The sequence below is a fragment of the Psychrobacter sp. NPDC078929 genome (assembly GCF_050267985.1).
GTDB lineage: Bacteria > Pseudomonadota > Gammaproteobacteria > Pseudomonadales > Moraxellaceae > Psychrobacter.
In genome coordinates this window covers 45,375-58,920 of the sequence record NZ_JBNNFX010000011.1, presented here as the reverse complement: position 1 = coordinate 58,920, position 13,546 = coordinate 45,375, and the positions used below count along the sequence as shown (strand labels likewise).

Annotated in this window: 10 protein-coding genes; 5 read left to right on the top strand and 5 right to left on the bottom strand. The window is 43.4% G+C overall.

Annotated elements, in window-relative coordinates; genetic code table 11:
* Positions 1–123: 123 nt before the first annotated feature.
* The 5 genes from ACQKCG_RS07910 to gmk all read right to left on the bottom strand — a co-directional run bounded on the left by ACQKCG_RS07910 (position 124) and on the right by gmk (position 6,635).
* Positions 124–2,412 (bottom strand): primosomal protein N', encoded by a 2,289-nt coding sequence (locus ACQKCG_RS07910; RefSeq protein ID WP_101205787.1) that lies wholly within the window; start codon positions 2,410–2,412, stop codon positions 124–126.
* A 147-nt stretch (positions 2,413–2,559) separates the two neighbouring features.
* Positions 2,560–2,940 (bottom strand): RidA family protein, encoded by a 381-nt coding sequence (locus ACQKCG_RS07905; protein WP_057761400.1) that lies wholly within the window; start codon positions 2,938–2,940, stop codon positions 2,560–2,562.
* Positions 2,941–3,045: 105 nt separating this feature from the next.
* Entirely contained in the window at positions 3,046–5,244 is a 2,199-nt protein-coding gene (locus ACQKCG_RS07900; RefSeq protein ID WP_101205788.1) for a RelA/SpoT family protein, read from the bottom strand.
* A 339-nt stretch (positions 5,245–5,583) separates the two neighbouring features.
* The gene (gene rpoZ, locus ACQKCG_RS07895; protein WP_057761396.1) at positions 5,584–5,844 is read right to left on the bottom strand and encodes a DNA-directed RNA polymerase subunit omega; all 261 of its coding nucleotides are present in this window, start codon (positions 5,842–5,844) and stop codon (positions 5,584–5,586) included.
* Between the two features lie 164 nt (positions 5,845–6,008).
* The gene (gmk, locus tag ACQKCG_RS07890) at positions 6,009–6,635 is read right to left on the bottom strand and encodes a guanylate kinase (protein ID WP_101205789.1); all 627 of its coding nucleotides are present in this window, start codon (positions 6,633–6,635) and stop codon (positions 6,009–6,011) included.
* A 373-nt stretch (positions 6,636–7,008) separates the two neighbouring features.
* On the opposite strand from gmk, the gene ispH reads away from it, so the two are divergent.
* From ispH to ACQKCG_RS07865, 5 genes are all read left to right on the top strand, one after another.
* The gene (ispH, locus tag ACQKCG_RS07885; protein ID WP_057761392.1) at positions 7,009–7,965 is read left to right on the top strand and encodes a 4-hydroxy-3-methylbut-2-enyl diphosphate reductase; all 957 of its coding nucleotides are present in this window, start codon (positions 7,009–7,011) and stop codon (positions 7,963–7,965) included.
* A 53-nt stretch (positions 7,966–8,018) separates the two neighbouring features.
* The gene (locus tag ACQKCG_RS07880; RefSeq protein WP_101205790.1) at positions 8,019–8,264 is read left to right on the top strand and encodes a hypothetical protein; all 246 of its coding nucleotides are present in this window, start codon (positions 8,019–8,021) and stop codon (positions 8,262–8,264) included.
* A 57-nt stretch (positions 8,265–8,321) separates the two neighbouring features.
* Positions 8,322–9,137 carry a thioesterase family protein gene (locus tag ACQKCG_RS07875; RefSeq protein WP_101205791.1) on the top strand — a complete coding sequence of 272 codons (816 nt, stop codon included), beginning with the start codon at positions 8,322–8,324 and terminating at the stop codon, positions 9,135–9,137.
* Between the two features lie 535 nt (positions 9,138–9,672).
* Positions 9,673–11,634, top strand: a complete 1,962-nt coding sequence (gene htpG / locus ACQKCG_RS07870; protein ID WP_101205792.1) for a molecular chaperone HtpG — start codon at positions 9,673–9,675, stop codon at positions 11,632–11,634.
* Between the two features lie 320 nt (positions 11,635–11,954).
* Positions 11,955–13,436 (top strand): C13 family peptidase, encoded by a 1,482-nt coding sequence (locus ACQKCG_RS07865; protein WP_101205793.1) that lies wholly within the window; start codon positions 11,955–11,957, stop codon positions 13,434–13,436.
* Positions 13,437–13,546: the final 110 nt, after the last annotated feature.

Genomic DNA, 13,546 nt, shown 5'->3' with positions numbered 1-13,546 from the left:
CCGCATATCATTTATGGTTATAAATTTAACATAGCCAAGCATGAGAAGCTGTAACGACGAAGTAAACATGATGAGGAGATGAGTAGAAAGATATACACCCATTTGTTGAGAACTAAGTGAGAACTACCAACCGACAGGATCAATGTCCAAAGTAAGCTTAAGGTATTTAGCGCTTGGTAGGGCAAGCACTGGCTGCCACCACTGTCCCAACACGTGGTGCAATTGACGACGATCTTTAGCCAATAGCAAAAGCTGTGCATGGTAGCGGCTGTTCTTTTTACTCATGGGCGCATCAATAGGACCGAGAACAGCGAGGTTATGAGCATTCGGCAAATGCGCAATAGCATCCTTGAGCGCTTGAGTGGTGGCTGCCAATGTTTTGCCTTCACAGCGTATTAAGGCAGCATGTCGATGAGGAGGTAAGCCCATCATTTGACGCTCTTGCAGTAACTCACGTGCAAATGACAAGTAGCCGTCTTTGACCAGTTTTAATAATAACTCGTTATCAGGCTGCAACGTTTGAATCAATACACGGCCAGCTTTATCACCTCGACCAGCACGGCCTGCCACCTGAATCATGAGCTGTGCGGTATGCTCTGGTGAGCGAAAGTCTGCTGATAAAAATCCGCGATCAGCATTGGGTAAGCAAACCAACGTGACATTAGGGAAATGATGACCTTTGGCGACCATCTGTGTACCGACCAATATGGCCGGGTTGCCTTTATTAATTTGCTCGTAAATATTTTCCCAGCTGTCTTTGCGTCTTGTGGTATCACGGTCTATTTGAATAATCGGATAGAGCTCTTTGCTAGTTTGAGGATTAGCAAAGATTGCGTGTAGATTTTCGCTGAGCCTTGTCGTTCCCATGCCTTTGGCATCCAAATTTTGACTACCACAATCAGGGCATACGGTAGGGATATAGGCTTGCCAGTCGCAATGATGGCATTTCAAATAAGAGTTGCTTGAATAACTGTTTCGCTGAGCTTGGCTATTATAGTGAACGGTCAGGTGCGCGTCACAGCGCGGACAGTCAGCTTGCCAGCCACAAGCCTCGCATAAGAGAACAGGCGCATAGCCACGACGATTCAAAAATATTAGTACTTGATCACCGGCCTCTAGCGTTTGCCGTATCGCCCCGATCATGGCGTCCGTCAGCCCTGTATCATAGCGCGCACCGTCATCTTGTGCTTGTTGATGGGTGCTTTGCAAGCGAGCATCGATCAGTTGCATAGTTGCAGGTTTGGCATTGCCCGGACGAGTAAGCAGTTGGTATTCTGCTAGTTTGCCATCATCGACCAGTTTTAAATGCTCAAGGGAAGGTGTAGCAGTACCAAGTATCACTGGGATTTTGTACTGCAAACCTCGATAGAGAGCGACATCAGCGGCATGATAACGCAATGTGTCTTGCTGCTTATACGAGCCATCATGCGCCTCATCAACGACAATCAGGCCTAAATCTGCAAAGGGATATAGCACAGCCGAACGTGTACCGATCACGATTTGTGCGTGACCCGTGCGGCAGTCTTGCCAACCTTGTAAGCGATGAGTGTTAGTCATGCCAGAGTGTAATAGCACAATATGGGCGGCAAACCGACTGGCAAATCTTGCCCGCGTTTGCGGTGTGAGACCAATCTCTGGTACCAAAATCAACACCTGTTTGCCAGCCTCTAATACAGCTTGCATCGCTTGCAGATAGACTTCGGTTTTACCACTCCCAGTAATGCCGTTGAGCAAAAAACCAGTATAAGTATCGGATTCGTGTGCAGCAATAATAGCGTCGACAGCAATTTTCTGCTCATTATTGAGATCAAGTGGCATTTTTGCCAGTTTGACTGGAGTAGGTGCTTGTTTTGGCTGAATATAGCGCTCGACTAACCCTTTATCTTCTAGCGTCTTTAAAAATGCTCGTTGCATACCTTCTAGTAGCAATACATCTTCACTTGCGCCGTGCTGACCATGTAGCTTTAGCATGTCGAACTGCTGCTTTTGTTTTTTAGCATTGGCTCGAAAATCATCATCAGTGATATGAGGCAAAATGCGCCAATGGGTAATCAGCAAGTCTAATGGTTTGCCTTGACGGACAAGGCTTGGCAGGATAACTGCTAACACGTCGCCAAGCGGATAGTGGTAATAGCACGCCAGCCAATAGGCAAGCTTGAGCATGTCCGAGTCCAAAATAGGCTCAGCATCTAGACATTTATTAATAGGTTTGATTTTATTGACAGGTACGCTGCTATCGTCTTGTGAAATATGAGCAATTACAATACCAATCAGAGTCTGACGACCAAACGAAACCTCAACGCGGCTGCCGATTTGCGGTATCGCACTGTCTGGCAAAGCAAGCATATCAGCTGGTAAGCTATAGTCAAACACCCGATAAAGGGGAACGGGCAGAGCAACTTGTACCAACATAAACGGCTTCGCAGTCTTATTAGGTGAATATGAGATCAGAATAATAGAACGGAGACCAATAAGCTTAGCATGATGCTAAGCTTATTGTGATATGACTTATAGGCTGTTGCTAAAATTAGCACTTAATACTAAGCATTCAATATTGTCTTATTCGATATAAAGAATAGACTCAATTTCTACCACGCCACCTTTAGGTAGAGCAGCTACTTGGACGGCAGCGCGGGCAGGATATGGCTCGCTTAGATTGGCGACAAACACTTCGTTCAAGACAGCAAAATCACTCAAATCAGTCAAAGATACATTGAATTTAACCACGTCATTTAGACTACCACCAGCTGCTTCACAGATAGCTTTGATGTTTTCAAATACTTGCTCAGCCTGTGCTTTAAAACCTTCTCTTAGTTCCATCGTGTCAGGATCAAAACCAAGCTGACCTGAGATATAAACAGTGTTGCCGACTTTTACAGCTTGAGAATAAGTGCCGACCGCTGCAGGTGCTTTATCAGTTTGGATGGTTTGACGAGTCATGGGGTGTCCCTTTTATATTTTATGTGAGTGATTCATGGCTACTAGAATAGCAGTTCTATTTTAGCTGTTTGCATCACGACTATATCAGTGATGCAAATCAGCTTATTATAATTGATATAACCGTATAATGTTAGGGAAACCTAGCAGCGAGCGTAGTTCACGGATACCCTGTGCTAAATGGTTGCGACTACGTACCACGATATGAATGATGGTATCAGTATTGCGAACATCAACGGTTTCAACCCCCATATTGAGCTGGCGTAAGTGATAAATAACTTCACTAATTTGCTCGTCACTAAGCGCAATTGAGAGCTTTAAATAAGCAGGAAAACGAATCTTACCGCTGTTTTTTAGATCGTGCTCACCGATGTCGCCTTGTTTGACTGCATTGTCATTGCGCCAACGTAATTGGATCACCTGATAAGGATTGTCTTTGCGGATATCGTCCAGTGAGAAACACTTATGTCGATGAACGACCAAACCATGACGCGATAAATGCCCTACGATAGGATCGCCATATATCGGATGACAGCAATTGGCAAAATCAAGCTCGACGCCAGCAGCATTAGCGATCAGCTGTTGCGGTTGGGTCATGTCGTCGCTATGTACTTTTGCCTGTAGATCGCTCAGCTCATCGCTAAATAAACGTGTCACGACTAGCTGAGGAAGTAGCGTACCTGAGCTTATTTGTTCAAATAACGCATCTTTTTCTGTCAGACCGCGCCATTCAGTCAGGTCTTTCCAATCAGCATCTGTCAAATCATCAAAACTTTTCTGATGCGTTCTGAGCGCACGATCTAATGCTTGCCTGCCATGGTGTTGTTTGTCAGCGACAGATAAATCTTTGAACCAACGTAAAATCTCTTCACGGGCTTTGTTAGTCACTACAAATCCCAACCACTCAGCTTTTGGTTCTGAGTGGCTGTTCACTTCTATCTCAACGGACTGTCCATTTTTTACCACGGTACCGAGCTTTGCAGCTTTACCATCGATATTTGCACCAACGGCAACGTTACCAATCATAGGCCCGACCGCGTAGGCAAAATCTAGCGCCGTTGCACCCTGTGGAAGCTCGTAAGCACGCCCTTGAGGACTGTAGCAAATTATTTTACTAGAGTGCAGGTAATCCATCAGCTCATTAATAGTAGAGACTGCTGCTGAAAAATCAGGACTGTTTTCATTCAGATTGTCTTCATCGACCAAATCCTTCATGTTGCGCAATGACGCTTGGATAACCGACTGACTGACATCAGATGCGTGCTCTGCGCCGATGACCCCAAGTCTTGCAGCGCTCTGCATTTGCTTAGTCAATATAGTAACTTTTACCACGTCATTATCACGCTCATAGATGAGGGTGAGGGATTGGTTACCACCTGGCAGCGGACGACGAATATTATCCGCAATATGGGTATCATCAATCTGATATTTTTTGATTAGATAATAGGCTAGCTTGTCGCAGGCTTCGATATTGTCGAGGACGATTTCAAACGCATAGTGACGTAGTAGCGCATTAATCTCACCGCGATTGCGGAAAAACTGACGATATATGACCACACGATTGTCTAAGACTTTGACCAGACCATTGAGATCCAAGTTGTTTAGCACGATACTCAAATAACGATGAATCGACTCTCTTTGAAAGTTTCGTCCAAGCCCATGTTGTAACAGTTTATCAGACAGCTTGTTGTACATATCAGAGTCTAAATTGCGATAACACAATACTTCGATATAGTCAGCAATATCATTCAGACCCATTAATCGGGCAAATGGCACATAAAAATCCAAGGTTTCTTGAGCTGTGGTGCGTTGCTTCTCAGGACGTACCGCGTCTAGCGTAGACATATTATGTAGACGGTCAGCAAGCTTGATAATGAGTACACGCGGATCAGCGAGAGTGGCGGTTAAAATTTTATGAAAGGTGGCCGCTTTATTCTGCTGCTTGTTATGTGAAGAGGACTTTAGCTTGGTCACACCATCGACCAATCTTGATACAGTTTCACCATAACGCTGCTTGATTTGCTCATCACTAACTTCGGTGTCTTCGACCGTATCATGCAGGATTGCTGCAATGATGGTATCTCGATCTAAGCGAAAGCCCGCTAGTATCTCAGCGACAGCGATTGGATGCGTGATATAAGGTTCCCCTGATTTGCGCTTGTCTTTAATGTGCGCAATATCTCCGAACTCACAAGCATCAACAATATCACGGCGCTCAGCAGCAGTGAGATAACCTACCGAACGTAGTAAATTATATTGAGCATCATCGACGAGGTGATGACTGAGTTTGGGTAGGGTTTGACTCATAAAATAATGATCCTATTTTCCATGACCTACTTATTGGGCCACTTACCGAAGCAAATGGAGGCTAAATAATGACCTACCATACAAAACTTAAGGATGAGTACGCCATTCTCTAATTAATCGCAAATCGCTTTCAATGTCAACTGATAAGCGTGTAGGCGATGAAAAAATTTCACTCAGTGGTCTATTTTGGAGATAAATGGTGACCAAAATAGCCAATGCATTATTATTACAACCAAAAAACCACAGCCTATGCTGTGGTCTCTATAGTTGATCAAGATGTGTATTTATTTTATAAAAAAACTATTGGCTTTATAAAATACATCTTATCAAAACAGCTTATTAGAAGCTGTGGTCGCCTGACAATGCTAAATCTAATGAGCTAGTAGCAAAATTATGCTCTGGCTGATTTAGGATATCGCGTGTGATTTTGCCAGCGGCAATTTCACGTAATGCCAATACTGTAGGCTTGTCGTTATCAACGTCAACCAACGGCTCGGCAATACCTTTGGCCAATTGACGGGCGCGTTTGCTTGCGACCAAAATTAGCTCAAAGCGATTATCAACATTATCCAAACAATCTTCAATCGTCACTCGTGCCATAAATAGCTACCTCGGTTGTTTTTATTAGTAACGGACCTTGCCCGCCACTCAATAAAAATAATATCAAAAATATAAAGGGGGATAGCTAAATATTATAGCATTTTTTGCCAAGTCGCGTAGTTGCTTTTTATATCTACTTACGAGATTAGCTGCTTGTGCTTAGTTTACTCTTCTACCTGAGCGTTTAGCAAGTTGCTAATCGTACGATGATAGCGCTGCTGCTGACGACCAAGTGTCTGCCTGTCGGCCACGATGATGGCTTTTAGCTCAGCTAAGGCTACATCAAAATTATCATTGATCACTACATAGTCGGCATTCACATATTGTGTCATTTCGGTGACCGCGCCAGCTAGACGGCGCTCTATAACTTCTACAGAATCCTGCGCGCGGGTTGAGAGACGTTGACGTAATGTCGCAATGCTAGGTGGTAGAATAAAAACCATAATGGCATCGGGAAAGATATTTCTGATTTGCGTCGCCCCTTGCCAGTCAATCTCCAAAATAACGTCAATACCCGCCGCTAGCTGGGTACGAACACTTTCCTCTGACGTGCCATAATAGTTACCAAATACTTCAGCATGCTCTAGAAATAGACCTGCATTGATACCATTGGTAAAACTATCGGTATCTGTGAAATGATAGTGCTGACCATCAATCTCGCCTGGACGTGGTGCGCGAGTGGTATGAGAGACGCTGACAGTCAAGTCATTGGTGGTCGCAAGCAATTGCTTGACCAGTGAGGTCTTGCCAGTACCTGAAGCGGCAGTAACGATGAATAATGAACCTGTCATACAATTTATCCTAATAGAAGGTGTCTTAGTAACTCGTAAAATGTATTGTAATAAATGCGTGTTGATAAAAAGTTAAGCAGTGCCTCAGTCAAAAACAAAGACTGGAAAAAATAAAAAACGCCATCATGTATGGCGATAGAAATTATAATAGATGCATTATTATAAACTGCTTTTATACAAGTTAAAGCTGGTTTTGCAATATGTCGTAAGCATGCTGAGATTTGCCTATAAAATATTGCTATGAGTAGACAGCTATTTTAGAGAGCGACAAAAGCAAATTATGCTAAAGTAGAGCATTGATTTCGCCCCAACTTTTGAATAAAAAATTCAAAAATACGTTTTAACTATAAATTATCCAATGATAGGCCTTTTTATGCAAATTTATCTTGCCAATCCCCGTGGATTTTGTGCTGGTGTGGACCGTGCAATTGCGATTGTTAATGAAGCATTGACACGTTTCGAGCCGCCTATTTATGTCCGTCATGAAGTTGTGCATAATAAGTTTGTGGTGTCAGACTTGGCCAATCGTGGTGCGGTATTTGTTGAAGAGCTTCACGAAGTGCCAGATGGCTCCATCGTTATTTTCTCCGCTCATGGAGTTTCAAAAGCAGTTGAAGATGAGGCTGAGCGTCGTGATTTGACGGTGTTTGATGCAACATGCCCTTTGGTAACTAAAGTGCATATCGAAGTGGCAAAGTTTGCGCAAGATGGCATGGATGCCGTGTTAATAGGACATGCAGGACATCCGGAAGTCGAAGGCACGATGGGGCGTTTCAACCGTCGCCATGGTGGGCAGATTCATCTGGTCGAAGATGAAGGTGATGTGGCTGCATTGACTGTACAAGATGCTGAACGCTTGGCATTTGTGACTCAGACAACCTTGTCAATGGATGATACTGCTCGCGTTATCGATGCGCTGCGTGAAAAATTCCCTAGTATCCAAGGCCCTCGTAAAGACGACATTTGCTATGCCACACAGAACCGCCAAGATGCGGTAAAAGATTTGGCCAGTCGCTGTGAAGTAGTCTTGGTAGTTGGTTCGCCAAACTCATCAAACTCCAATCGCTTGCGTGAGCTGGCTGAGCGTATGAATTGCCGAGCGTATTTAATCGATAATGCCAGTGAGATGGACAAGCGTTGGTTAGATGGTGTGCAGAGTATAGGCGTGACCGCTGGTGCATCCGCGCCCGAAGTGTTGATCCAAGAAGTATTGCAACAGTTGCAAGACTGGGGTGGCGATCTACCTAGTGAGCTATCTGGTATTGAAGAAAATGTGACGTTTAGTTTGCCGAAAGCGTTGCGGATACCTGTTACTCAGGTTGGTAAGTAACTAATATTCGTGTTTGTATTTGTATGAACCATCATTGATATGGATAAGGTCGCATGAAAGAACCAAAAGCCAGATTTGTATTGGCAGAGGCCACGCTCGCTGAAGTCGATAAGCAACTAAAACTCAACATGCTAGTGATGGCAGCAGTGGTTTTCGTATTGTTTATGAATATCATGAAGTTTATGGCAGAAAAAAGCTTTTTCTACGCGATGCTCGCAGTAGTCATGGTCTGTTTATTATTTTTCATACAAAAGGCTCGCCGTATTCTCACGCTAAGAAAACAAGAGCTTATTCATTAATAGAAAGTACAAGCCTAAATAAAAAATACAGATGAAAGTACCAAATATAGGATAGCTATGACTGCTTACTACAAATTTGTTAAACGAGAATTACAAGAAGACGGTGTCAGTGTGGCGCATTATCAGCCAACCAAGCATGCTCAAGGTGCTTGGAATGAGCATGAGCAGCACATGGCGCCAGCAACAGGCCTACTGACAGCTGAGATCAATAGCTTTGCGCCGCAGCCTAACACCCGTATCGCACGTGTGAGCCTTGATATCTTGGGGTTAATACCGCTTGACGATTTTACTATTACTACTCGCTGTATCCGACCGGGCAAGACTATTGAGCTGGTCGAAGCGGTCATGAGTAGCCGTGGCCGCGATGCCATCATTGCAAGAGCATGGCGACTTATTACTCAAGATACCAGTGAGATTGCTGGACTTGAAGATCAACCAGCAGAGTATAAACCTGAAGAGTTGCCAGTTTGGGAAGGTATGAAAGGCTGGCCGGGCGGCTTTATTGAGAGCGTACGTCTAGTAGCAACAGAAGACCGTCGTGCTGGTCGCGGTATGGTATGGATTACCAATGATCTCGACATGGTAGAAGGCGAGCCGACTGATGACTTGGTGCATCTGTTAGGTATGGTCGATACTGCCAATGGTGTTGTACCAAGATTGGGTCTTGGTTTATCTAAGTTAGAGTGGATGTTCCCCAATACTGATTTGCAAATCCATATGCATCGCTCGCCAAAAGGTCGCTGGCTCGGTATCGAGGCTGTACAACAATATGGCGATGATGGTATCGGATTGACCAGTGCGGTACTGCACGATGTACATGGGCCTTTTGGTCGTAGTGAGCAAATCCTTACTATTCGCCCGATGCCACGTTAAAAGGCTAAGAGTCAGTCAGCTTATAATTTTGAAAAATAAAATAATACGTTGTAGTCAATTAATTATACAAATAATAGGGAAATGGTTTTAATAGTAGCTAACAAGACAATATTACTAAAAAGATAATATTATTAACAAGCCGATATTAATCGACATAGAGGTTACTATGAAAACTCATACTCAATTTTCAAAAAAGCTGACGACTCTCTGGGATATATTGATAGAAGCATATTCAGAATAGTTGCTGTTATTTGCGCGTTGATTATTATATCAGAAAATAACTGAGCAATTAAATGACGAAGCAAGTGAATAACTGAGTAAGTAAATAACTGATACCAGAGCACCGCCTTGATGAACAAGCGCGGTGTTTTTTATTGAATAAAGATTTTGAGCTTGAATTTTTTCTCAATGCCCCTATTAGTATAGACAGTTTAACGGTATTGCATACGGTAAGTTCTCTAACATTATGAGAACGGCTTTAGTGAGTATATCGTTATCTGATAATAGGTCTTTCATAGAATTTAAAGGAGTTTTTATGAGTGAAGCAACTCAAGCTGAAGGTCTGAATCCAGAATTAAAAAAACATACGTTTGAAGCGGAAGTGGCGCAGTTACTGCATTTGGTAACGCATTCACTATATTCTAACGCTGATATTTTTGTCCGCGAGTTGGTATCTAATGCGTCGGATGCTTGTGATAAGTTGCGTTTTGAAGGCACAAATGATGATAGCCTTTATGAAGATGATGGCGAATTAAAAATCCGCATCGCTGTTGATGAAGCTGCCAAAACTATTACCTTTACCGACAATGGTATTGGTATGAACGAAGCCGATGCAATCGAAAACTTAGGTACGATTGCTAAATCAGGCACCAAAGCATTTTTGGACAAATTGTCTGAATCACAGAAACAAGACGGTCAATTGATTGGTCAGTTCGGTGTTGGTTTTTATTCAGGTTTTATCGTGGCTGATACCATCAGTGTTGAATCACGTAAAGCGGGTGAGCCTGCGGATAAAGGCGTGCGCTGGGTATCAGATGGTACTGGTAGCTTTACTGTTGAACCTATTACCAAAGACACGCGCGGTACGGCGATTACTTTGCACCTAAAAGAAGAATATAGCGAAGGCGAAGATAGTTACTTAGATCGCAGCAAAATCAAGCGCTTGGTCAATAAATACTCTGACCATATCAGCTTGCCGATTCAGATGCGTAAAGAGATCTGGCAAGAAGATGTAAAAGAAGACGAGAATGACGACACGCCTACTGGTGGCCAGATGGTACTCACTGATGACTGGGAAACAATCAACAAAGCCAGTGCACTATGGACTCGCTCAAGCTCTGAAATTGAAGATGATGAGTATGTCGATTTTTATAAAAATATCTCTTATGACATGGATGCGCCGCTTACTTGGACGCATAACCGTGTAGAGGGTCGCGTACAGTATACGCAGCTACTATATATTCCTAAAAAAGCGCCAGTCGATCTATACACTCGTGAGCAGCAGCATGGTCTAAAGCTGTATGTGAAGCGCGTCTTTATCATGGACGAAGCTGAGCAATTGCTACCGATGTATTTGCGTTTTGTGAAAGGTGTGATCGATTCAGCAGACTTGCCATTAAACGTGAGCCGTGAGCTACTACAAGAGTCACGTGATGTAAAATCTATTCGTGATGGTAACGCTCGCCGTATCTTAACCTTGCTCGCAAGTCTTGCTAATAGCGAAGACAATGACAAGCAAGAAAAATTTGCACAGTTCTATGCAGAGTTCGGTGATGTCATCAAAGAAGGTTTAGGCGAAGACGTAGGCAATCAAGAACGTATTGCTAAGCTATTGCGTTATGCAACTAGCACCCAAGACGGTTTGGTAACAAGCTTTGAAGACTATAAAGGCCGTATGAAAGATGGCCAAAAAGCCATCTACTACCTCACAGCTGATAACTTAGCCGCTGCGAAAAACAGCCCGCAACTTGAATTATTCAAGAAAAAAGGCATCGAGGTTATCTTGATGACTAGCCGTGTTGATGAATGGGCAATGAACTTCTTGACCTCATTCGATGAGACACCGCTGCAAAACATCGCCAAAGGCGCAGTAGATTTAGGCGACTTGCAAGATGAAGCAGAAAAAGCGGAAGCGGAGAAAGCCCAAGAAACGCTAAAGCCTGTTGTTGATAAATTAAAGGCTGCATTGGGCGAGCGTGCTAAAGACGTCAAAGTGTCTACTCGTTTAGTCGATAGTCCAGCTTGCTTGGTTGTAGGTGAAGGTGAGTTATCGCCACAAATGATTCAGATGCTACAGCAAATGGGTCAGGACGTACCAGCAAGTAAGCCAACGCTAGAAGTAAACCCTGACCATCCACTCATCAAAAAGCTTGAAAGCAGTGAGCAGTTTGATGATCTGGCGCAAGTCATTTTTGATCAAGCATTATTGGCAGATGGCGGTCAGCTAGATGATCCAGCCGCTTATCTAAAACGCGTCAATGAGCTATTGATGAGATAATGTTTAGTAATTAGTAAAAAAAGGAGGCTTTATATAAGAGGCCTCCTTTTTTATTTGAATTTTTGGCAAAATTTGAGTGAATTTTACAAATCAGCCTTATCCTCTTAACCGACAATCCGTTACAATCGCGATAGATTAGCGAGCTAAAATATTAGGCAATGCTAGTCATCTTCTATAATCACTCCATCGTGAATTCAATATAAATCGATGTCTGCATGCTGTACAAAAAATCGTCAATTGATTGCACCGCGCGGCTGTTACATTAAGATAATTATCATTGAGTCATTTTATTTTTCTCGACTGGCTAGAGGTCTAAGTCTTTGTCACTTACGTCGTTAAAAACCGTCTCGCTTCAGCGTTTTTCGCTCAATTTCGCTGCCAATATTATTGCAACCTTATGGATGCTGGTGGGCTCAACACGGGCTTTTTCTTGGGTTAAACCTACTTTTGTACAGTTTGCCGTATTTGCACTATTGGCGCTTGGTAGTAATGTCTTATTTTCATGGTTAGCTGCTGAAAGTGGCAGCATATTCAATGAGCAAGGATTGGTCAGCTATTTGATCTGGCCGATGATTATTTTGCTTGGTGGTATCATTTTGGCTCGGCGAGCCAGCAACCAAGCATTGGTATTTGTACCAGTAGTGCTGTGGTTGGTCGCTGATACATTGTCAGCCCTATTACAGAGCTTGGTGCAGTTTTTTGGTAGCTATGGTTGGTTGCCAAATTGGAGTTATTCGTTCTTACCAGTACTGTTTTTAGTATTGTTCTTATGGCAGACGCTAGCTCTATTGTGGATTTTCTCCCGTCGTCTGCGTATACCATGGTGGGAGCGAATCATTGTATTGGTCGGCGCGGTTGCGTTGCTGACTATCTGGCAGCGTAATGTTGCTGATCAGCCGATCTTTAAGCAAATACCTGTAGAGCCTGTATTAGAAGAGGCGGCACTGTATCAGCAGCCACGCCTATTACAGCAAGCATTGGATAGTATAGACCCAAGTATCGATGGCAAAACCGACTGGTACTTTATGGGAGTTGCAGGATTCTCTGATCAAAACGTTTTTCGTTCCGAGATTAATAAAGTGCGCGAGCTGTTTGATGTACGTTTTGGTACCAGCGGGCATTCACTATCGCTGATCAATAATACTTATAGCTGGCTCGATGAACCAATTGCTACTAAGACTAGCATTTTGCGCGGCCTAAAGAAAATCGGTCAGCAGATGAACCCTGATGAAGACGTGTTGTTTCTAACGTTGTCTTCACATGGTAATCAGGATATCGTCCAATTAGCAAATCCGCCGCTTGCGATGGATAATTTAGATGCCACCTGGTTGCGTGACGCGTTAGACGCATCTGGTATCCGCTGGCGTGTGATTGTGGTGTCTGCCTGCTACTCAGGTTCGTTTATTGACGAATTGGCATCGCCAACCACGGTAGTGATTACTGCATCAGCCGCTGACAGAGCATCGTTTGGCTGCACCAACACAGCTGAGATGACCTATTTTGGTCAAGCATTTTTTGCTGAAAGCCTTCGAGGAAACACCAGTTTTGAGTCGGCTTTTAAGGATGCCAGTATACGGGTCAATGAGCGTGAGAGCGCCATGGGCTTTGAGCCATCAGAGCCGCAAATGGTGATTGGTAGCTTAATGGAGACAGCATTGCCTGCGTTTGAGCAAGTATTGTTTGATAAGGCGCGCCCATCCGTTGCTAGTATTACAAATAATGCTACTTCTACAACGGTTAATATTCTACCTGACAATGCTACTAATATATCGGTAGACGAAGTAGAGATAGCCGCTGAATAGCTAAATAAATATAAAGTATGATTTGGCATTTTATAAATGCCAATATCAGATTTACTATTAGATGATGAGTATTTATTAAACATCGTCATTGGTTCTATTTTGAATAAAAG

What these genes read in the sequence shown, in the direction of transcription:
- ACQKCG_RS07905 (WP_057761400.1), bottom strand. Translation starts at nt 2,940, where the DNA reads ATGACTCGTCAAACCATCCAAACTGATAAAGCACCTGCAGCGGTCGGC.
- ACQKCG_RS07910 (WP_101205787.1), bottom strand. Translation starts at nt 2,412, where the DNA reads ATGTTGGTACAAGTTGCTCTGCCCGTTCCCCTTTATCGGGTGTTTGAC.
- ACQKCG_RS07900 (WP_101205788.1), bottom strand. Translation starts at nt 5,244, where the DNA reads ATGAGTCAAACCCTACCCAAACTCAGTCATCACCTCGTCGATGATGCT.
- rpoZ (WP_057761396.1), bottom strand. Translation starts at nt 5,844, where the DNA reads ATGGCACGAGTGACGATTGAAGATTGTTTGGATAATGTTGATAATCGC.
- ispH (WP_057761392.1), top strand. Translation starts at nt 7,009, where the DNA reads ATGCAAATTTATCTTGCCAATCCCCGTGGATTTTGTGCTGGTGTGGAC.
- gmk (WP_101205789.1), bottom strand. Translation starts at nt 6,635, where the DNA reads ATGACAGGTTCATTATTCATCGTTACTGCCGCTTCAGGTACTGGCAAG.
- htpG (WP_101205792.1), top strand. Translation starts at nt 9,673, where the DNA reads ATGAGTGAAGCAACTCAAGCTGAAGGTCTGAATCCAGAATTAAAAAAA.
- ACQKCG_RS07880 (WP_101205790.1), top strand. Translation starts at nt 8,019, where the DNA reads ATGAAAGAACCAAAAGCCAGATTTGTATTGGCAGAGGCCACGCTCGCT.
- ACQKCG_RS07875 (WP_101205791.1), top strand. Translation starts at nt 8,322, where the DNA reads ATGACTGCTTACTACAAATTTGTTAAACGAGAATTACAAGAAGACGGT.